General features: G+C 45.5%; 20 protein-coding genes and 3 tRNA genes. 12 read left to right on the top strand and 11 right to left on the bottom strand.

Going from position 1 to position 19,105, the window contains the following annotated elements; translation table 11 throughout:
• Positions 1-45: 45 nt before the first annotated feature.
• The 3 genes from DWX84_RS06945 to DWX84_RS06935 all read right to left on the bottom strand — a co-directional run bounded on the left by DWX84_RS06945 (position 46) and on the right by DWX84_RS06935 (position 2,374).
• Positions 46-495, bottom strand: a complete 450-nt coding sequence (locus tag DWX84_RS06945; RefSeq protein WP_008772651.1) for an META domain-containing protein — start codon at positions 493-495, stop codon at positions 46-48.
• Positions 495-920 (bottom strand): META domain-containing protein, encoded by a 426-nt coding sequence (locus DWX84_RS06940; protein ID WP_041525709.1) that lies wholly within the window; start codon positions 918-920, stop codon positions 495-497. Before DWX84_RS06940 ends, DWX84_RS06945 begins: the two co-directional genes overlap by 1 nt.
• Before the next feature lie 83 nt (positions 921-1,003).
• Complete coding sequence (locus tag DWX84_RS06935) at positions 1,004-2,374, bottom strand: MATE family efflux transporter (protein WP_048928202.1); 1,371 nt, start codon at positions 2,372-2,374, stop codon at positions 1,004-1,006.
• 126 nt (positions 2,375-2,500) lie between these two features.
• Between DWX84_RS06935 and DWX84_RS06930 the strand changes: the two genes are divergently transcribed.
• Together DWX84_RS06930 and DWX84_RS06925 are read left to right on the top strand one after the other, a co-directional pair.
• A complete protein-coding gene (locus tag DWX84_RS06930) occupies positions 2,501-3,817 on the top strand; it encodes a M23 family metallopeptidase (protein ID WP_241679011.1) in 1,317 nt (438 codons plus the stop codon).
• 3 nt (positions 3,818-3,820) lie between these two features.
• On the top strand, positions 3,821-4,189 hold the full coding sequence (locus tag DWX84_RS06925; RefSeq protein ID WP_005858967.1) for a YccF domain-containing protein: 369 nt from the start codon (positions 3,821-3,823) through the stop codon (positions 4,187-4,189).
• A gap of 311 nt (positions 4,190-4,500) precedes the next feature.
• On the opposite strand, the gene murI is transcribed toward DWX84_RS06925, so the two are convergent.
• From murI to ribD, 8 genes are all read right to left on the bottom strand, one after another.
• Positions 4,501-5,331, bottom strand: coding sequence for a glutamate racemase (gene murI / locus DWX84_RS06920; RefSeq protein ID WP_005867900.1), 831 nt, complete (start codon positions 5,329-5,331; stop codon positions 4,501-4,503).
• 90 nt (positions 5,332-5,421) lie between these two features.
• Positions 5,422-5,916: an OmpH family outer membrane protein gene (locus DWX84_RS06915; protein ID WP_005858972.1), complete on the bottom strand. Its 495-nt coding sequence runs from the start codon at positions 5,914-5,916 to the stop codon at positions 5,422-5,424.
• A 74-nt stretch (positions 5,917-5,990) separates the two neighbouring features.
• Positions 5,991-6,506 (bottom strand): OmpH family outer membrane protein, encoded by a 516-nt coding sequence (locus DWX84_RS06910; RefSeq protein WP_005858974.1) that lies wholly within the window; start codon positions 6,504-6,506, stop codon positions 5,991-5,993.
• A gap of 172 nt (positions 6,507-6,678) precedes the next feature.
• A complete protein-coding gene (gene bamA, locus DWX84_RS06905) occupies positions 6,679-9,369 on the bottom strand; it encodes an outer membrane protein assembly factor BamA (RefSeq protein ID WP_005867898.1) in 2,691 nt (896 codons plus the stop codon).
• 14 nt (positions 9,370-9,383) lie between these two features.
• Positions 9,384-10,127 (bottom strand): isoprenyl transferase, encoded by a 744-nt coding sequence (locus tag DWX84_RS06900; RefSeq protein WP_005858978.1) that lies wholly within the window; start codon positions 10,125-10,127, stop codon positions 9,384-9,386.
• 11 nt (positions 10,128-10,138) lie between these two features.
• The gene (locus tag DWX84_RS06895; RefSeq protein ID WP_008772658.1) at positions 10,139-10,843 is read right to left on the bottom strand and encodes a DUF6089 family protein; all 705 of its coding nucleotides are present in this window, start codon (positions 10,841-10,843) and stop codon (positions 10,139-10,141) included.
• Positions 10,844-10,924: 81 nt separating this feature from the next.
• Positions 10,925-12,301, bottom strand: coding sequence for a DUF6242 domain-containing protein (locus DWX84_RS06890; RefSeq protein WP_005867894.1), 1,377 nt, complete (start codon positions 12,299-12,301; stop codon positions 10,925-10,927).
• Positions 12,302-12,420: 119 nt separating this feature from the next.
• Positions 12,421-13,500: a bifunctional diaminohydroxyphosphoribosylaminopyrimidine deaminase/5-amino-6-(5-phosphoribosylamino)uracil reductase RibD gene (gene ribD, locus DWX84_RS06885; RefSeq protein ID WP_048928132.1), complete on the bottom strand. Its 1,080-nt coding sequence runs from the start codon at positions 13,498-13,500 to the stop codon at positions 12,421-12,423.
• Positions 13,501-13,556: 56 nt separating this feature from the next.
• Here ribD and DWX84_RS06880 point away from each other — a divergent pair, with 56 nt between their 5' ends.
• From DWX84_RS06880 to DWX84_RS06835, 10 genes are all read left to right on the top strand, one after another.
• The gene (locus tag DWX84_RS06880; RefSeq protein WP_044545210.1) at positions 13,557-14,513 is read left to right on the top strand and encodes a HemK/PrmC family methyltransferase; all 957 of its coding nucleotides are present in this window, start codon (positions 13,557-13,559) and stop codon (positions 14,511-14,513) included.
• The gene (locus tag DWX84_RS06875) at positions 14,510-15,010 is read left to right on the top strand and encodes a regulatory protein RecX (RefSeq protein WP_044545209.1); all 501 of its coding nucleotides are present in this window, start codon (positions 14,510-14,512) and stop codon (positions 15,008-15,010) included. Before DWX84_RS06880 ends, DWX84_RS06875 begins: the two co-directional genes overlap by 4 nt.
• Positions 14,991-15,680, top strand: a complete 690-nt coding sequence (locus tag DWX84_RS06870) for a ComF family protein (protein ID WP_048928131.1) — start codon at positions 14,991-14,993, stop codon at positions 15,678-15,680. Before DWX84_RS06875 ends, DWX84_RS06870 begins: the two co-directional genes overlap by 20 nt.
• A gap of 86 nt (positions 15,681-15,766) precedes the next feature.
• The gene (pyrE, locus tag DWX84_RS06865; protein ID WP_005858992.1) at positions 15,767-16,402 is read left to right on the top strand and encodes an orotate phosphoribosyltransferase; all 636 of its coding nucleotides are present in this window, start codon (positions 15,767-15,769) and stop codon (positions 16,400-16,402) included.
• Positions 16,403-16,424: 22 nt separating this feature from the next.
• Positions 16,425-16,838, top strand: a complete 414-nt coding sequence (locus DWX84_RS06860; RefSeq protein ID WP_005858994.1) for a polyketide cyclase — start codon at positions 16,425-16,427, stop codon at positions 16,836-16,838.
• Positions 16,839-16,851: 13 nt separating this feature from the next.
• Positions 16,852-18,192, top strand: coding sequence for an argininosuccinate lyase (argH, locus tag DWX84_RS06855; protein ID WP_044545207.1), 1,341 nt, complete (start codon positions 16,852-16,854; stop codon positions 18,190-18,192).
• Positions 18,185-18,646 (top strand): (2Fe-2S)-binding protein, encoded by a 462-nt coding sequence (locus tag DWX84_RS06850; RefSeq protein WP_044545206.1) that lies wholly within the window; start codon positions 18,185-18,187, stop codon positions 18,644-18,646. Before argH ends, DWX84_RS06850 begins: the two co-directional genes overlap by 8 nt.
• 73 nt (positions 18,647-18,719) lie before the next feature.
• Positions 18,720-18,792 (top strand) — tRNA-Gly (locus DWX84_RS06845).
• Positions 18,793-18,815: 23 nt separating this feature from the next.
• Positions 18,816-18,900, top strand: a tRNA-Leu gene (locus DWX84_RS06840).
• Positions 18,901-18,915: 15 nt separating this feature from the next.
• Positions 18,916-18,988 (top strand) — tRNA-Gly (locus tag DWX84_RS06835).
• The last annotated feature ends 117 nt before the right edge of the window (positions 18,989-19,105 follow it).

The following is a 19,105-nucleotide window of genomic DNA, read 5'->3' as shown; positions in this document are numbered from 1 at the left end:
CAGTTGTAGAGACGGGGCGTGCCCCGTCTCTACAACTGGGTGATTTTATTTTTGCTTTTTGATCACCAACAACTTATCATTATTGGTCCCGAACAAAGCGATTTCCGTAACAGGAGCCGCCTCACCCTGTGCCTCAAAGCGCACCACCTTATTAAGCGCTTCCAGCAACTCACGTTCGCCGCTCATATCCGGGCAAGCCATTCGGGTAGTCGCTACCTGTGGGAACTTAATGATATTTCTATAAGCATCATTATATTCGATCTTCCCCATCAACCGATTGCAACCGGCATTTCCCGAAAGCCCTTGACGAGCCACGTCGAACACCAAAACCTGATGAGTCTCCTCGGGATTCAACGTCTTACCGTTCATCTCCACGACACCCCATTCACCATCCAGATCCGAGAAAGAAGCTACCACCGCTTTCTTGGATTTACAGCCGGCGAACAAACCGACGCCTACCAAAAGCAGGCAAATATAAAAAAGACCTTTTCGCATTAATTTCTCTCCAATACTAATAATACATTACCATCTTGGTCTACCAGCAACATCTCATTCTCATCTTTTCCGCCCTTCACGGAACGAACCTGATCCATCGATTGAAGCACGCTCGTCTCCAAATCCATATTCGGACAAGCCATCATAGTTGTAGCGCCCGGAGCGATCGTAATAGAAGATACATCTTCCGGATCTAACGTGATCGTCGTATTGAATAAATTACAGCCTGTATTTCCATGTAATTTCTTCTCAGCCATATTGAAGTCCATCTGCGGCAGGCCTTCTTCCAAGACTTTCTCACCTTTCACTTCTACCACATTCCATTTACCTTCCAACTTCTTCACATCTGTCTTGACATCTGAACAAGAAAACATCATCCCAACGAAAGCGGGAAGCAAAAACGCATAAAACAATACCTTTTTCATCTTCATCATAATCTTTTATAAAATATCTATTGTAATTAGTAAGACGCAAATAGAAGGCGAAATGTTCCCAAGAACACCCTGTTTTAGCTTATATTAACAGGATTCTTGATTAACATCCTCTTTTTCCACTTCTGCGTTCGCCACCGCAAACAGAGTACCGCTCCCCGGGAACACTCGTCCAAAGCAAAAGCGAACCACATCCCCGCTAAGCCTAATCCGAACACGATACCGAACATATACCCGCAGAACACGGCAAAGAACCACATACAGAATAACTCGATAATTACCGGGACCACGACGTCGCCTACCGAACGCAAGCAGAATAAGAACAGCAGTACCGTGGCCCGCCCTTGCTCCAAGAGTACATCTACCAGCAAGGCTCCCATCGCGATCGTTATGATTGCTTGATTCTCAGTAAATATCCCCAATAAAGGACGTCCCAACAGATAAACCCCGGTACTAGCGACCAGCGTAATCAGCAACGACCTCCTCCAAGCATACCAACTCAATAAATAAGCGGCTTGCTTCTTCCTCGCGCCCACCAAATTGCCGGTACAAATAGAAGTAGCTTGCGCGATCGACAAAGAAAAGATATAGCCGATTATCACGATATTCATCACATAAACACGAGCTGTCAAGTACTCATTACCCAGCATATTGATAAAGTAGACAATCGTCACCTGCGAGGCATCATACGAGATTTGTTCCGCTGCCGAAGGTAAGCCGATCTTCAACACATCTTTCAACTTCTGAAACGGGAACGGACGGAAATAAGCCAAAGGGATACGAGGCACCAACCGCTTGAACAGCATGATAAACAAAAGTGTCATCGCCACTCCCCGGCAAACAGAGGTAGAGATAGCCGCTCCTTGTACACCGAGGGCAGGGAAACCGAAATGGCCAAATATCAACGCATAATTCCCAAACACATTCAATACATTGATCAGCAAGGTCACCTGCATCGCGTAATTCGGCTTGTTCGCCGCACGGAGCACCGCCGATATCGTAAAACTAACCGCTTGGAAGAAGCCGAACCCTCCGACAATGTGCATATAAGTCTCAGCGTCCGGCATCAGATCCGGACGGATATCCATCAGGACCAACATCTCCCTACCGAACAAGAAAAGCATCAAGCTGATCAAGCAACCTACGCCGGCGTTAAACAACAAGGAGGTTCCTAACACCTGAATAAAACCCTTATTATCTTTCGCCCCGAAATAAAGGGCGCACATGACGGAAGTTCCGGTCGTGGTAATATTGAACAGCAGGAATACCATGTTCAGCAATTGATTAACCACACCTACCGCTGCCACCGCATTATCGGAATGATGGCTCAACATAAGCGTATCCACCACGCCTAAAGTCAACATCAGCAAGGTTTCCAGAAAGATAGGCCCTGTTAATTTAAATAATTTGCCTCTCAGCCCTCTCGGGGCACGGAATAGTCTATACATGTCCATTGATCTGCTTTCTACCTAAACACCTTTTTACGAGTCCGCGAAGGTACAAAGCTTTACGCTAAATAGGTTTCGCTATTTCTATTATTTTCCGTAAGTTTGTATCCGGTTGAATAATTTTTGATGAACAAACGAAGACAAATGGACAAGAAACTACCTATATGTATCGTATTAGCCATGTTGATGAGTTGTTTCTCCTGCAAACAGCCCCAACAGCCCACGGAAGATGCGGACATGGATACGCAGTGGGTGGATAGCTCACAACATCTGTATCAATACGGCATCTGTATCGATTCCTTGGACGTAAAAGAGTATTTGATGAAAAACGGGGATAATCCCGCCTCCATCTTCTCTGGGCTGGGCTTCTCGGCCTTGAAAGCAGACAGTATCAGCAGGGCATCCACCCATGTCCTCGATCCGACGAAACTGCGAGCCGGCATGCATTATTACACATTTTCCACGGTAGATTCCTTAGAGACGATCCGATATATCGCCTTCGCCAAGTCGCTGACCGATTATGCCGTAATCGACTTGACCGGAGATACGATCAACGCCTATGAATTTAATAAGCCGATCACCCTCAAGAAAAAATATACGGAAGGAGTATTAAACTCTTCCCTATGGAACGTGATCAAGGCCAACGGAGGTGATCCGTATCTGGCGATCAAGATATCGGACGTGTACGCTTGGCAAATCGATTTCTTTGACATCAAGGATGGAGACTCTTTCAAGGTTCTATACAATGAGGCTTACATCGACGATACCACCGCCTTGAGCATCGCCTCTATCGAGGGGGCTATCTTTACGCATCAAGGCAAGGATTTCGTGGCGATTCCTTTCACCCAAGACAGTATCTTCGAATACTTTGATGAGGAAGGGAACAGCCTTCGCAAGGCGTTCCTGAAAGCACCGCTGGACTTTTTCCGGATCACATCCCGTTTTACGAACGCCCGTTTCCACCCGATCCTCAAACGATACCGGGCGCATCATGGGGTTGATTACGCGGCACCGACCGGTACACCGGTACGCAGCATCGGAGCTGGTACGGTTATCGCCAAGGGATATCAAAACGGCGGGGGCAATTTCCTGAAAGTGAAACATAACTCCGTATACACCACGACTTATATGCACTTAAGCCGCTTCGCCAAAGGAATCCAAGTAGGCAGCCATGTGCAACAAGGCCAAGAAATCGCTTATGTAGGCTCCACCGGACTCTCTACCGGGCCGCACCTAGACTTCCGTGTCCACAAAAACGGGCAACCTATCGATCCGCTAAAAATGGAAGCTCCCCCTTCTGAACCGGTGAAACCGGCCTACAGGGATAGTTTCGCTTTCGTTAAGCGGCAAATCTTGGCGGAAATAGATAGCTTTCATGTAGCCACAGTTAGTAAAGCATCTGTTATATATGAGAAAGATAGTATCAACCATTTAAATAACTAGCGTATGAAATTCTTGGGGAATATAATATGGTTACTCTTCGGAGGGATTATAACAAGTGTAGAATATCTGATATCCAGCCTAATACTAATGATAACGATCATTGGTATACCTTTTGGCCTCCAGACCTTAAAATTAGCGATACTGGCTTTATGGCCTTTTGGCAGCCGTGTCGTAGACGAGGGGAATTCCGGAGGATGCCTGTCACTTATCATGAATGTGATCTGGATATTCGTCGGAGGCTTTTGGATTTGCCTTACGCATCTGGGATTCGGCCTTTTGCTATGTATCACGATCATCGGCATCCCTTTCGGCATGCAACATTTTAAGATGGCAGCTTTAGCCTTGGCTCCTTTCGGAAAGAGCATCCAATAAGAAAGCATCTAACTTTTCCGTAGAAGGCAGACATCCGGCAAGAATTTAAGATAGGATAAGGTATTATACCTATTTCTTTCTATACCTATACGTTCTCGCTCCTTGTTTTATTTTCTAATTCACGTCATGGTCTGTACAGACCACAACGTGAACTATACAAACCACGACGTGAACTCTACAGACCACGGCGTGATCTGTAGAATTATACTAGATATTCAAATGAATTCATCCGATATCTTTCAAGTATTCATAAGGAAGGAGGGAAGTATAAATAGCGTTCATATACATCTCCCTCATAGGGCCTAGGGGCGTTATAGCTCGATCTGGGAAACCGAGACCGGAGTATTCATGAAGATAGAGGCCGCCTCAGAAAACTTCTCTGCCGACTCCGTGGTAAGAAAACGGCAACTTCCTCCCTTCGTGAGTTTACGATCCATTTCCGGGTGACGCCCTAAATAATCTCGCAAACTCTCCGCTACATGCTCGCCTTGCGAGAATAGAGTGATGCCGGAAGGAAGAAAAGCACGGATCTTATCCATCAAAAGGGGATAGTGAGTACATCCCAAGATAAGCGTATCGATTTGCGGATCTACGGATAATAGATGGTCGATATGCTTTTTCACGAAATAATCCGCTCCCGGAGAATTAAACTCATTATTCTCCACCAAAGGAACCCACATGGGGCAAGCCTCGCCTGTCACTTGGATATGTGGGTACATCCTGCCGATCTCGATCGTATAAGAATTGGACGTAATCGTACCGCTCGTACCTACGATACCGATATGTTTGGTACGGCTGATTGTATCCACTAACTCAACTGTAGGACGGATGACTCCCAATACACGACGATTGGGATCCCATGTAGGCAAGTCTTTTTGTTGGATCGTACGAAGCGCTTTCGCCGATGCCGTATTACAAGCCAAGATCACCAATTGGCAACCCGACTCAAACAAGCGCGATACCGCCTGACGGGTAAATTGATAAACAACCTCGAACGAACGGGTTCCATAAGGAGAACGTGCGTTATCGCCCAGATAAACGTAATCATAACCGGGCATCAACTGATGGATCTTATCGAAAATCGTAAGTCCGCCATAACCTGAATCAAAAAGACCGATCGGACCGGGAGTTTGTGGAAACATATCAGAAACCTTCTTTTATAAAGTACAAAGGGTGCAATCCTTTCGGAAAACACCCCCTCTTTTATTCTATAGAATAAATTTTCTCGCTAATTACAAACCGAGTTTCGTACGAACAAACGGAGTTGCGTCTACTGCGTTAGTACCCGTATAAAGCAAAGCTGCCGGATCGATGATATACGTATATCCCTTCTCCTCGCCTACCTTCTGGATAGCCTCGTGCAACTTCTGTTGGATCGGTTGCAATAATTCTTGTTGTTTCTTTTGTACGTCTTGCTGAGCTACCTGAACGAAGTTATCCATACGTTCTTGGATATCTTGAATCTCTTGCATTCTTCTCAACTTGATATTTTCTGTTAATGAATCTTGCTGCGCTACGAAGTCTGAATATTTCTTTTGGTATTCATCTTGCATTTGCTTCAATTCAACTCTATATTTCTCATTCAAGTCTGCCATTTGTTTTTCCATACCAGATACCTCCGGCATAGCCATAAACACCTCTTGAGTTTTTACAAACGCAATTTTAACTTCCTGAGCGATAGCTCCCAACGGGAGAATCATCAACAATAAAACAATAAGTTTCTTCATTTTTACTATATAATTACTTTGTTATTAATCAAGCTTTCACACTTTTCATGCATAAAGCGCACAAATGTAAGCATTTATTTTGAATATCCTAACTTAATCAGCACTTCATTACTGATATCGATCTTCGGAGAAGCGAAAATAATGCTCATAGCTGAAGCTCGATCCCAAACAATTTGATATCCCTTGTCTTCCGAGATTTCTTTCACCGCATTATACACCTCGTCTTGAATCGGTTTCATCAAACTCTCGCGTTTCTTATATAACTCACCCTCAGGACCGAAATATTTACGTTTCAGATCTTGCGCCTCTTGCTCTTTCTTCACGATCTCTTCCTCACGTTTCGTTTTCATCTCGGCGGAGAGGAATACCAGATCGCTCTGATAATTCTTATACATATTCTGAGCTTCTTGCTGAATCGCTTCCACCTCATTTTGCCATTTCTTGGAAACTTGGCTCAACTGCTCATTGGTCATTTCGTAAGCCGGAATATTCTTCAATATATATTCCATGTCGATTAAAGCGAACTTCTGTGCCATGCCGGCAAAAGAACAAAGCAACATCAGACAGCTCAATGTGATAATCTTTTTCATACTCTCTTTATTTATAGTTCTACTTTATGACTGCAAATATAACAGAGGGTTTACTTACAGCCTACCAATATTCGTTAAAAGTATTTATTTAAATGTAGAGACGGGGCGTGCCCCGTCTCCACATACGGAACACGCCCCGTCTCTACATACGAAGCTATACCCGATCTATATTTTAGAATTCCTGTCCGATGATAAAGTGCAGGTTACTACCGCTACGTTTACCATTAGATCCATAATTCGGCTCGTCGAAACCATAAGCCCAGTCGAGTCCCATCAAACCGATCATCGGCAAGAATATACGGACACCGACACCGGCGGAGCGTTTCAAGTTAAACGGATTAAAATTCTTCAAATCAGTCCAAGCGTTACCAGCCTCCACAAATACCAATCCGTAGATCGTAGAGGAAGGCTCCAGCAAGAACGGATATCTCAACTCCATAGCCAAACGAGAATAAGCGTATCCATAAGAGTTGTAACCACCATTACCGGCGATACTACCATTCTCATAACCTCTCAAACCGATCGTTTCCTGAGCATAGGTACTGGAGTAACCACTCATACCGTCACCACCCATATAGAAGGTCTCGAACGGAGACTTCTTATTTTTATTATAAGTACCTAAGAAACCATACTCAACACGGGTCATCAATACCGGCGTACGTTTCACGGTCAACGGAGCCAACGGAGAGAAGATCTTCGCTTTGAACTTCCATTTATGATACTCGATGAATTTATACTTATCCGGGTCTGAGCTTGACATCGACGCATAATCCTTACCATCGAATAAAGAGTAAGGAGGCGTAGCAGCTACAGACAACATGAATTGTGAACCCTTACGAGTATACAACGGATTATCGATAGAGTTACGTTGCAACATCAACTCCAAGTTGATATTATGGCAATTTCCGTTATTAACCAAGAAATAGTCCCAATCATGCATCATATACAGCTGATAGTTCAACGTCGCCATGAACTGGAAGTAGTCATCCGGCCAATTCAAGCGTTTACCATAACCGGCCGCTAAACCGAACATCATGATAGACTTATCCGGGTCGTAAGCATACTCATAACTATTATTGTAACCATAGTTGCCGTAATAGTTGCTACCATAGCCATAACCGCCCCCATAATAACCGGGATAACCATAGCCATAGCCCGGATAGCCATAACCATAACCGGAATTGGTCAAGTAATTGCTACTGATATCGGTTTGCTTTGAGAAATAAGCGCTGACAGACAATGTATTCGGTCGTTTACCGCCGAACCAAGGATCCATGAAGGAGATGCTGTAAGCCTGATAGTAACGCCCATTCGTCTGGCCGCTCAAAGTCAATGTCTGTCCCTCACCTTGCGGGATGATGCCCTTATAGGTTTTCGGGTTCAAGAAGTTCTTCATAGAGAAGTTCGTAAACTTCAAACTTAACTTACCGATCACACCCGTCTGTCCCCAACCTGCGGAGAACTCGATCTGGTCATTCGCCTTGGAAACCAAGTTATACTCAATATCCACGGTTCCATTCTCAGGATCAGGCAGCGGCACCGGATTCATGTTTTCTGGGTCAAAGTGTCCCATCTGGGCCAACTCACGAACGGAACGCATCAAGTCATCACGGCTGAACAACATACCCGGCTTGGTACGCAACTCACGGCGAACGATATCCTCATACAAACGGTCATTACCATTAATGATAATACGGTTGATCGTCGCCTGCGGACCCTCTTGGATACGGATCTCTAACGAGATAGAGTCATTCGCTACATCCACCTCTACCGGATCGGCGTTGAAGAACAAATAACCGTTATTAAAATAGACATTCGAAACGGCATCATCATCCGTACTCAAACGTTCGTTCAATTTCTTTTGATTATACACCTCGCCCGGTTTCATACCCAACACGGCCATCAAATAGTCCGTAGAATATTGCGTATTACCCACGAAGCGAATATCTTTCAAATAGTATTTCTCACCTTCATCCACTTTCAAGAAGATATCTACCTTCTTCTCGTTAAAGTTCGCCACGCTATCGGACAATAATACGGCGTCGCGATAACCATGCTCGTTATATTTAGCGATTATATTTTTCTTATCGTTCTCATATTCCTCAGTCGTGAACTTCTTCGTGCTGAACATCTCCATGATACTGGTTTTCCAGTCGTTCGGCAAGCTGAACTTCTCGTTCGTCTTCTTCATCGCCTTCTTCAACTCCCGGGCAGTCAGTTTTTCGTTACCCTCAAAATAGATACGATGGATCTTGGTCTTTTCATTCTTATCGATATTGATATCCACGATCACCTCGCCTTCATTCGCGGGATCGTCCTTTTGCTCGATCTCGACATCCACGTTCTTAAAGCCTTTGCCATCGAAGAACTTCTGGATCACGATCTTGGCACGGTCCATGACGTTCGGTGTCACCTGAAAACCTTTCTTCAAACCCAGCTTCGCCTCCAAGTCCTCACGCTCGCCTTTCTTGATCCCGTGGTAATTGACTTGCGAGATACGCGGACGCTGCTTCAGCTGGATCTCCAGCCAAATCTGGTCGCCCTCGATCTTCGTTGCCAAAATCTTCACATCCGAAAACAAGCCATGTTTCCAAAAACGCTTCACTGCTGTAGTGATCTCCTCTCCCGGTACGGTAATCTCATCGCCTACCGACAAGCCCGAGAAGCCGATCAACACAAAATCATCATAATTCTTGATACCCGTAATCTTTATATCCGCAATCTTGTATTTCTTCGGAGCTAACGAGTACGAAATGACCGGCACTTCTGCCGGCGCCTCAACTTGGGTAGTGTCTATTTCTTGGGCAAACGCACCGCAAGCGAAACCCAAGCAAATAAAAAACAGCACTATTCTTTTGTACATATAACAGCTATTGTTTATAAGATTAATTGCTCACTTGTCTTACCGAAACGACGCTCACGTTGCTGGTAATACAATATAGCCTCATACAACTCTTCTTCTCTGAAATCCGGCCAAAACACATCCGTAAAGAAGAATTCAGCATATGACAACTGCCATAGCAAGAAGTTACTGATGCGTTTCTCTCCTCCGGTCCGTATCAAAAGATCGGGATCGGGGATATTTTTGGTCGTCAAGTGGTCCGAGACCATAGCCTCGGTTATATCATTGGGGTTTATTTTCTGTTCCAAGACCTCTTGGGCGAGTTGCCTAGCCGCTCTGGTGATCTCCCACCGGGAAGAATAACTAAGCGCCAAAACAAGTGTGGTTCCCGTATTCGCCGAAGTCGTATCGATACATTCTTGCAATGTATTATAAGCATCCTCACGCAAACGGGAAAGATCGCCTATGGCGGTAAGGCGAACGTTTTTCTTCATCATGTCCGGAGTCTCCCGGTGAATGGCAGAGACCAGCAAGCTCATCAGCGCTTGGACCTCTTCTTCCGGACGATTCCAGTTCTCGGTAGAGAAAGTGTACAACGTCAGATATTTCAATCCGAGTTGAGTGACCGCATCCATAATCTTACGGACCGAAACAACGCCTTCCTGATGCCCGAAGCTACGGTCTTTCCCCTTCGCCTTGGCCCAACGTCCGTTCCCGTCCATAATAATTGCCACGTGCCGTGGCAAGCGATTCTTGTCTATTTTCTCAATCAACGACATTTTTTATCTTACTAATATTCACTTATATTTTTCGCATTGTTACAAGTACGACACCTCGGGCCGAAATCCCATGTAACAGACAACAACAAGAAAGAGTACCAATCTTTATTCTTAAGAGCGCTACCCTTAACACCATACGGATCGTCCAACATGTCCTTTCCCTCTAGGCCATCGCCAAATAACTTACGAAACGAGAACTCGCACCCTAAATTAAGGCGGTTCTTGATCTTATATTTCATGCCCACGCCTAAAGGAATATTCGGGCTGGCGAAAGTCTTCCCGCCACCCGGAGCCACCGTCAGCCCTATGCCCACCAAGACATAAGGAGAGAAACGCTTCGCCCCCGCATAGTCGAACTTATCGCTATACGGGAAAAAATTGAACTCTGCCTGTCCCCCCAACTCCATGATACTACGGTTGAAAGAGGTTTGGGCATTATTCGGAAAAACGTTCTCCATACCTTCGGTCTTACCGGAAACCTGTCCCCACATCAAGTTGGCTTTCAAGGCCCAACGAAAGTTGATGTTATACCGGAACACGGCTCCCACCGCCGGATTCATTCCTTTAAATATCGTATTCTTGTTGGCGTCGCCCATATAAAAGGCGCCACCAGCCATACCACCGATCTCGTACTTATATTCCTGCGCCCAAAGCGTAGGGACCGTACCCGCTAATAGGATGATTATGAGAAGCCGCTGAAAAAAAGTTGAAGTCATAAGCCTTGCTGTTATATATACCACACTTCTTTTTCTAACGCTAAAAGCCTCATAAAATTATACATCTCCTATCGAACTTTTCTATTCCTTCGGGATCAAACGATTGATACGGCCTCTCCAAAGTTGGTTCAAGTCATTGGAACCAGTGCTGGTCTTTCCTCCGAAAATGTTCACGAAATTCTCTTTATCCACAATAATTGAGGAAAAGCCTCTCGCCGCATAGTCGGTCGGTAACACCACCATCGAGTCGATCAACGACCAAGAAATACCATAATCTATCGATTGATACATATCTTTCAATGCCTTGTTCGAAGCGTCGATACCTCCGATCAAGAAAAACTTATCGTCATAATTCGTGATCATCGCTCCCTCACGCTTCGTGAAGTTTGCGTCACCGGAAGCCATCAACGCCCAAGAGATACCATCCATGGTCGCCCAAGTCGTATTAACCACTTGGTTGTCCGCAGTACGTCCGCCGGCGGTCATCAAGTACTCATGATACATTGCGGCATATTGGAGATTGCTAAATCCGGTAACAGGGAATCCGCTAGCCACCGCATCTCCGGCGATCCACTCCATGGATTCGTTCATCGCATAGAACGCTAGCTTTCCTTCCTGATCCACGATCGTAGCTAAGGCGGAAGGCTGTTTCGTGCCCTGCTTCACGCTACCCAAAACGTATTTCACGGAAGGGGCGTTCTCTACAGCGCTCCAAGTCAAGCCATCCTCGGATCTATATAATGTGCCATTTGTAGCCGGCACATATAAAGCATTGTTATACTCAGTAATCTGGGAGATCAAAAGCCCATCGGAAGGCAGACCGGCCAAGGATAATGACTGCCAGCCCTTAGGCGCACTTACCGAAGCGTAATATAATTGGTAAGGTTTACCGGACTCGGCGGGTTTCACATACATAAAGTAATTCTCCGATCCATTATAATCGTAGGTTACCACCTTCTGATCCTTCACGGTAATGCCAATCATAGGATTCGCGTACATACTCCAAACCATAGAGTCCGGAACCACTTGATGGATATTCACCTGCGCCATATAGACTTTTGTCGTGACTTGGTCATACGCATGAACCACGAACTTTACCGGAGCGGAGAAATCGATGGAATCCGACAAACTACTTAAATAATAAGTGGAATCGGGATAAGCCTCGGGACTAGCCTCCACGCCACCTATCACTGAAGAATTAGCGAACCCAATCTTACAAACCACTTTCTCGATCTTCGTACCAAAAGGTAAAGAGTCTATATTAAAAATCCGTCCCGTTAGCTGGTCTATCGTAAACTTCACAGTATCCAACCCCGACACAGAATCATGACTTAATGAAAAAGTATGTATCTGGCAATTCTTAATAGCTTCTACACCAACGATTTCATCTGACTTCAAACAAGAAGACAGCACTAACGCAAAACAACCTGTTATAAATAGTACTAATTTATTTTTCATCAAAAACATAAGTTTGTCGCATATAAAGGCACAAAAGTAGAAACATTTTTTGCTTTCACCCTAATACCTGCTAATATTTATAATATTTTAGTTGATTATATGAGCCTTAAAATTCATAGTTATGATTTTTCGAACTCATCGTTATGATTTAAAATTTCATAGTTATGATTTTTAATGCTCATAACAGAACGTCTAGAGATGCCGCTAACAGCCTCCTTTCCAAGCATCGGCACATGCACCCCTTGATACAGGCGAACCGGAGCTGTTTCCACCCTCGCCTCGTCCCACACATCCGCTTCCACGAAAGAATTAATCAACTGGGCCCCACCTTCCACCAATAAGGAATCCAACTTCCGGGCAGCAAGATGATCTAGCACTTGCCGGATCACCGGGCCCTCGAAATCTATCCGGATATACTCCATGTTCTCTCGGTTTTCCACTTCCTTCTCCGTAAATATTAATGTACGTGAGAAACCATTCAGCAACCGATAAGAATCGGGAATAACGAGCCGGCGATCCAATACGACCCTAACCGGAGAATTACCGGACCAATGGCGCACGTTCAATGAAGGATTATCCAATAAAGCGGTCCGTGTACCGACCATGATAGCCGCCACCTCCGAGCGAAGTTTATGCACCAAGCGTGAAGTCTCCGGAGAAGACAAAACCGTGACCGGCTCCGACACGTCCGTACGCAAACGATCGATAAACCCATCCTCGCTCTGCGCCCATTTCAAGATAATATAAGGACGGCCTTTCGTTTGTAGCGTCATAAACGCCTTGTTCAACGCACGGGCTTCTTCCTCCATCACGCCTGTGACGACCTCGACACCAGCCTCACGCAACATCCGCACGCCTCGCCCCGACACCTCGGGAAAAGGATCCAAGCAACCGACCACCACCCGTGGAATCCCTTTCCGGATAATCAACTCGGCGCAAGGAGGCGTCTTCCCATAATGAGAGCAAGGCTCCAGACTCACATAAATCGTACTGTCTTTCAACAAAGACTCGTCTTTCACGGAAGCGATAGCATTCACCTCGGCATGCGCCTCCCCACATTTCCTGTGAAATCCCTCACCGATAATACGGCCCTTATGCACAACCACCGCACCAACCATCGGATTCGGACTGACATTTCCCCTCCCTCCTTTGGCCAACTCGATGCAACGAGCCATGTATTTCTCTTCAACCTCTACCATAATCTTTGCATATAAACGGTTTTTACACTACTTTCGCGATAAAACAAGAGTAAGATATGACTGAGACCATCGCCTACATCCGAAATTCCCTCAAAGATATTTATCCTCCCGGCGAAGCCCAAGCGCTCGTCCGGCTCATCATGGAACGTGTTTGCGGTCTTTCTACCCATCAACTCCTGTTAGGCAAAGGTAAAGAATTATCTGATACGGAGAAATTTAAAATCAAGGAGATTGTAGAAGGACTGCGTTTATACAAGCCCATACAATACTTATTAGGCATAGCGGATTTTTACGGGATGGAGTTTAAGGTGACGCCGGACGTATTGATTCCCCGCCCGGAAACCGCCGAGTTGGTCGAGCGGATCATCACGGACTACCAAGGCCAAGCCCCTCGTATATTAGATATTGGTACGGGAAGCGGCTGTATCGCTATTTCCTTGGCGAAACATCTTCCGAAGGCAGAGGTAGCGGCGGTGGATATATCACCCGAAGCGCTCGCCATGGCCGAGGAGAACGCCCGACTGAATCAAGTTTCCGTATCTTTTCTCGAATTGGATATCCTTTCCGAAGGTTATCCCAGTTTCATGCAAGGAAAACTAAAGTTTCACGTAAGGAAAACTAAAGTTTCACGTAAGGAAAACAAAAGTTTCACGTACATGAAACCAAAATCCCATACGGAAGAAACCGCTGTTTCTCCTATAGGCAACTTCAATTGCATCGTCAGCAACCCTCCTTATATAATGAATAAGGAGAAAGCGACCATGGAAGCGAACGTTTTGGAGAACGAGCCTCACATGGCCTTGTTCGTTCCCGATGACGATCCGCTTCTCTTTTACCGGGCCATCGCCCGCTTCGGACAAAGGCATTTGGTGGAAGGCGGGCATCTTTACTTCGAGATCAACGCCCTTTGCGGAAAAGAGACCGTAGCGATGCTACGTCAAGAGAATTACACCGAAGTCGAATTAATACAAGATTTATACGGAAAAGACCGTATCGTAAAAGCAAAAATATGAAAGAGATAACCGAACCCGAGATGTTGCACCGGGCAGCCGCCTATTGCTCCACCGCCGAACGCTGCATACAAGACGTACAGAAAAAGATCGATGCCGCCGGACTTCCTCCCGACGCCTCCGAGCGTATCATCGCCCGCTTGCTGAAAGAGCGGTTTATCGACGAATCCCGTTACACCCGTTTCTTCGTGAACGATAAGCTACGGTTCAATAAATGGGGACGGGTAAAAATAGGCTACGAGCTTTATAAGAAAAACATCCCCTCCCCGATCCGGGAAGAATCGCTCGCCGCCATCGACGAGGGAGAATACCGCTCCATCTTACTCGATTTACTAAAAAGCAAAAAGAAATCGACCAAAGGAAAAGACGAGCGGGACCTATTCAACAAGTTACTCCGTTTCGCCGCCGGACGAGGTTTCGAAAGCCGGATCACGTTGGATTGCCTAAGCCAATTATTCAAAGGAACAGACTGCGAGGATTATGCCGACGACATGGAATAATCTGCTCAACCTGTTTTTCCCAAACTTATGTAAAATATGTAAACGACCACTCGTCGAGGGAGAAGAACAAATTTGCCTGAAATGCCTATGCGACCTGCCGCACACGGGATATCATCAACTGGTGAACAACCCCGTCGAGCAACTTTTTATCGGACAGAACCGGATCGAATACGCCACCGCTTATCTACGATACGAGAAAGGCGGAAAAGTACAAAGCCTGATACACTCGCTCAAATACCATGATAATAAAGAGCTGGGCTATCTACTCGGACGACAGATAGCGAGAGAGCTCCAAGCGGATCACAGCCCGATATGTACCGTAGACCTCCTTATCCCCGTTCCCCTGCATCCCCGCAAAAAACGGCAAAGAGGTTACAACCAGTCCGAATGGATCGCCTCCGGCATCCGTTCCATATGGGATATCCCCATCGATACGCAAAGTCTGGCCCGCACCACCCACACAAGCACCCAAACTCGTAAGGCCATTTACGACCGCTGGTTAAATGTATGTTCTATTTTTAATGTCATTCATCCGGAAAGCTTAAAAAACAAACATATCCTGCTCATAGACGACGTGATCACAACCGGAGCCACGATTTCCGCTTGCGCAAAGGCTTTATCAGGGATTCCGGGCATACGCATCAGCATTTTAGCCCTATCTGTCGCATAAATATTAATAAAAAATTAACGTACGATATTCAAGGTAATGTCATTCAGTTTATCTATTTTTGCAGACTGATATAAATATAGGATTGTATGAAAACACTGGAAAGTTTAGTAGCAGAAAAATTATTAAAGATTAAAGCCGTAAAGTTGCAACCGGCCAATCCGTTTACTTGGGCATCCGGCTGGAAATCTCCGATCTACAATGACAACCGAAAGACTCTTTCTTATCCGGTCGTTCGTAGCTTCATTAAATTGGAGTTGGCTCGTGTGATTAGTGAAAAATTCGAGAACGTAGATGCCATTGCCGGTGTTGCTACAGGCGCGATCGCTCAAGGTGCTTTAGTAGCCGATTTATTAGGATTGCCATTCGTATACATCCGCTCTACGCCAAAGGATCATGGATTGGAAAACCTTATCGAGGGAGAATTGAAACCGGGTTCTAAAGTAGTGATCATCGAGGATTTGGTATCTACCGGAGGTAGTAGCTTGAAAGCCGTACAAGCTGTACGTAACTTTGGTTGCGATGTTGCGGGTATGGTAGCTATCTTTACCTATGGATTCCCTGTAGCGGAAGCCGCTTTCAAAGACGCTAAAGTAACATTGACTACATTGAGTAACTACGACGCTGTCTTGGAAGAAGCTGTCCGTACGCATTACATCGATGAGTCTGAGATCGCGGTTCTTCAGGAATGGCGTAAAGATCCGGCTAACTGGGACCCGAAATAAGTAATAAACAAAAAGACACTCAATGACTGAAGAATTTGTGAGTGAGGTCAAACAGATCCCACACAATGATGAACGTATCTTCACGATGTTGTCCGATCTTTCCAACTTGGAACGTATCAAGGATCGCATCCCGCAAGATAAAATAAAAAATTTTGAGTTCGACAGCGATACCTGTAGTTTCGCTGTCGATCCCGTTGGTAAGATTACCTTCCAGATCGTAGAAAGAGAGCCGAATAAATTAATCAAGTTCACGACGACCAACTCTCCTGTTCCCCTTTTCTTGTGGATACAATTGAAACAGGTGGCCGAGGACGACACACGGTTAAAAATCACGGTTCGTGCCGATCTGAATCCGTTCTTGAAACCAATGGTATCGAAACCTTTGCAAGAGGCTGTGGATAAAATCTCGACCGTTATCGCCTCCTTGCCTTATTAATTCCTTTTTCATTATGGCTCAGAAACTTTGGGAAAAAAATGTACAGGTAGATCATGAAGTAGATATCTTCACGGTAGGTAAGGACCGTGAGATGGATCTTTACCTCGCTAAATATGACGTATTAGGCTCTATGGCGCATATCACGATGCTGGAAAGTATCGGTTTATTGACCAAAGAGGAACTAAACGTCTTATTAGCAGAATTACGGAATATATACGCCGTAGCGGATCGTGGAGAATTCATCATCGAGGAAGGCATCGAGGATGTGCACTCGCAGGTGGAACTCATGCTTACACGCCGTTTGGGCGATATGGGCAAGAAGATCCATAGCGGGCGTTCCCGCAATGATCAGGTTCTATTGGATCTGAAACTTTTCACCCGTTCGCAAATACAAGAATTGGTTGAGTTGGTTTCCGGCTTGTTCGACGTTTTGATCTCCCAGAGTAACCGGTACAAGGATGTACTGCTTCCCGGATATACGCATCTACAGGTAGCTATGCCCTCTTCGTTCGGACTTTGGTTCGGCGCTTACGCGGAGAGCTTGGTAGATGATTTGCAACTTATGCAAGCCGCATACCGTATTTGCAACCGTAACCCGCTGGGTTCCGCCGCCGGATATGGTTCATCCTTCCCGCTAAACCGCCAGATGACTACGGATTTATTAGGTTTCGACTCGCTGGACTACAATGTGGTATACGCCCAGATGGGACGTGGCAAGATGGAACGCACCGTGGCTTTCGCTATGGCGGGTATCGCCGCTACGCTCTCCAAGTTAGCGTTCGACGCTTGTATGTTCAATAGCCAGAACTTTGGCTTCATCAAACTGCCGGATCAGTTCACGACCGGCTCCAGTATCATGCCGCATAAGAAGAATCCGGATGTATTTGAGTTGACACGTGCCAAATGCAATAAGCTTCAAGGCTTGCCTCAGCAAATCATCTTGATCAGCAATAATCTTCCTTCCGGTTACTTCCGGGATCTCCAGATCATCAAGGAAGTCTTCCTACCGGCTTTCGACGAGCTGAAGGATTGCTTACGCATGGTAACTCATATGATGCGTGAGGTGAAAGTGAACGAGCATATATTGGACGATGATAAATATTCTCTATTGTTTAGCGTGGAAGAAGTGAACCGCCGTGTCTTGGCCGGAATGCCTTTCCGTGACGCTTATAAGCAAGTAGGTTTGGATATCGAGGCCGGTAAATTCGTTCCTTCGAAGAGCGTTAACCATACACACGAAGGCAGTATCGGTAATCTATGTAACGAACCAATCGCCACCATGATGCGTAGCGTGATAGGTTCTTTCTCTTTCGAACGGATGAACGAGGCTGAAAAGAAATTGGTCCATGGATAAGATAAGACGGATATTTCCACTTTTGATCTTGTTTACGCTATTATCTTGCGCAGATACGATAGAGACTCGCATTCCCTATCGTGCGGTCTATCTGGAACTAGATCTGACTTATCAAGATAAAGCATTAAAGGCAATATTGGCCTATAAAATCTATACACCCAAAAACGTAGATCAAGCCAATGAGCAGACCGGTTTTGGTGGAGTTTTGGTTTATCATGGTTTACCCGATGCATTTTTCGCTTTTGACACTGCCTGTCCTCATGAGGCTTCGAGTAATACCATTGTAGAAATTGATGAATCAGGTATGTATGCGATCTGCCCGAAGTGTGGTAGTAAATTTGACATATCATATGGAAACGGCAATCCGGTGGAAGGACCTTGCGCTGAGGAGAAACAAGCCCTCAAACAATATGTCGTCGATACAAACGGTAATAAAATTTACATCCATAATTAAATTTTTCACCGAAAATGTTTGGTAGTATAAATATTTGTACTACCTTTGCACTCGCAAAAGAGAAACAAACAATGCGGAAGTAGCTCAGTTGGTAGAGCATAACCTTGCCAAGGTTAGGGTCGCGGGTTCGAGTCCCGTCTTCCGCTCAACTCTTAGAGAAGAGGTGGATGCTCGAATGGTGGAATCGGTAGACACGAAGGACTTAAAATCCTTTGGCCATTGCGGCTGTGCGGGTTCAAGTCCCGCTTCGAGTACGATCTAATTTAAATGCGGAAGTAGCTCAGTTGGTAGAGCATAACCTTGCCAAGGTTAGGGTCGCGGGTTCGAGTCCCGTCTTCCGCTCGCTTCCAAAAGGCCTCGCTGTTCGAAAGAATAGCGGGGCTTTTTATTTCTAAAATATAATCGTATCTTTATCTTCAATTAAAGTGAGGGCTCACCCGATAAACCTGGGGGATTAAG

Origin of the sequence: Parabacteroides sp. AF21-43, assembly GCF_003635435.1 — a bacterium.
GTDB classification, from domain to species: Bacteria; Bacteroidota; Bacteroidia; order Bacteroidales; family Tannerellaceae; genus Parabacteroides; species Parabacteroides distasonis.
This window is presented reverse-complemented; position numbering and strand designations above follow the sequence as displayed.

Excerpts from the sequence above, each read along its gene's own strand:
- DWX84_RS06935 (WP_048928202.1), bottom strand. The coding sequence starts at position 2,374 with ATGTATAGACTATTCCGTGCCCCGAGAGGGCTGAGAGGCAAATTATTT.
- DWX84_RS06870 (WP_048928131.1), top strand. The coding sequence starts at position 14,991 with ATGCCGACGACATGGAATAATCTGCTCAACCTGTTTTTCCCAAACTTA.
- ribD (WP_048928132.1), bottom strand. The coding sequence starts at position 13,500 with ATGGTAGAGGTTGAAGAGAAATACATGGCTCGTTGCATCGAGTTGGCC.
- pyrE (WP_005858992.1), top strand. The coding sequence starts at position 15,767 with ATGAAAACACTGGAAAGTTTAGTAGCAGAAAAATTATTAAAGATTAAA.
- DWX84_RS06925 (WP_005858967.1), top strand. The coding sequence starts at position 3,821 with ATGAAATTCTTGGGGAATATAATATGGTTACTCTTCGGAGGGATTATA.
- DWX84_RS06850 (WP_044545206.1), top strand. The coding sequence starts at position 18,185 with ATGGATAAGATAAGACGGATATTTCCACTTTTGATCTTGTTTACGCTA.
- DWX84_RS06915 (WP_005858972.1), bottom strand. The coding sequence starts at position 5,916 with ATGAAGAAACTTATTGTTTTATTGTTGATGATTCTCCCGTTGGGAGCT.
- DWX84_RS06945 (WP_008772651.1), bottom strand. The coding sequence starts at position 495 with ATGCGAAAAGGTCTTTTTTATATTTGCCTGCTTTTGGTAGGCGTCGGT.
- DWX84_RS06890 (WP_005867894.1), bottom strand. The coding sequence starts at position 12,301 with ATGAAAAATAAATTAGTACTATTTATAACAGGTTGTTTTGCGTTAGTG.
- DWX84_RS06930 (WP_241679011.1), top strand. The coding sequence starts at position 2,501 with ATGAACAAACGAAGACAAATGGACAAGAAACTACCTATATGTATCGTA.
- DWX84_RS06940 (WP_041525709.1), bottom strand. The coding sequence starts at position 920 with ATGAAAAAGGTATTGTTTTATGCGTTTTTGCTTCCCGCTTTCGTTGGG.
- DWX84_RS06900 (WP_005858978.1), bottom strand. The coding sequence starts at position 10,127 with ATGTCGTTGATTGAGAAAATAGACAAGAATCGCTTGCCACGGCACGTG.
- murI (WP_005867900.1), bottom strand. The coding sequence starts at position 5,331 with ATGTTTCCACAAACTCCCGGTCCGATCGGTCTTTTTGATTCAGGTTAT.
- DWX84_RS06875 (WP_044545209.1), top strand. The coding sequence starts at position 14,510 with ATGAAAGAGATAACCGAACCCGAGATGTTGCACCGGGCAGCCGCCTAT.
- DWX84_RS06910 (WP_005858974.1), bottom strand. The coding sequence starts at position 6,506 with ATGAAAAAGATTATCACATTGAGCTGTCTGATGTTGCTTTGTTCTTTT.
- DWX84_RS06895 (WP_008772658.1), bottom strand. The coding sequence starts at position 10,843 with ATGACTTCAACTTTTTTTCAGCGGCTTCTCATAATCATCCTATTAGCG.
- DWX84_RS06860 (WP_005858994.1), top strand. The coding sequence starts at position 16,425 with ATGACTGAAGAATTTGTGAGTGAGGTCAAACAGATCCCACACAATGAT.
- argH (WP_044545207.1), top strand. The coding sequence starts at position 16,852 with ATGGCTCAGAAACTTTGGGAAAAAAATGTACAGGTAGATCATGAAGTA.
- bamA (WP_005867898.1), bottom strand. The coding sequence starts at position 9,369 with ATGTACAAAAGAATAGTGCTGTTTTTTATTTGCTTGGGTTTCGCTTGC.
- DWX84_RS06880 (WP_044545210.1), top strand. The coding sequence starts at position 13,557 with ATGACTGAGACCATCGCCTACATCCGAAATTCCCTCAAAGATATTTAT.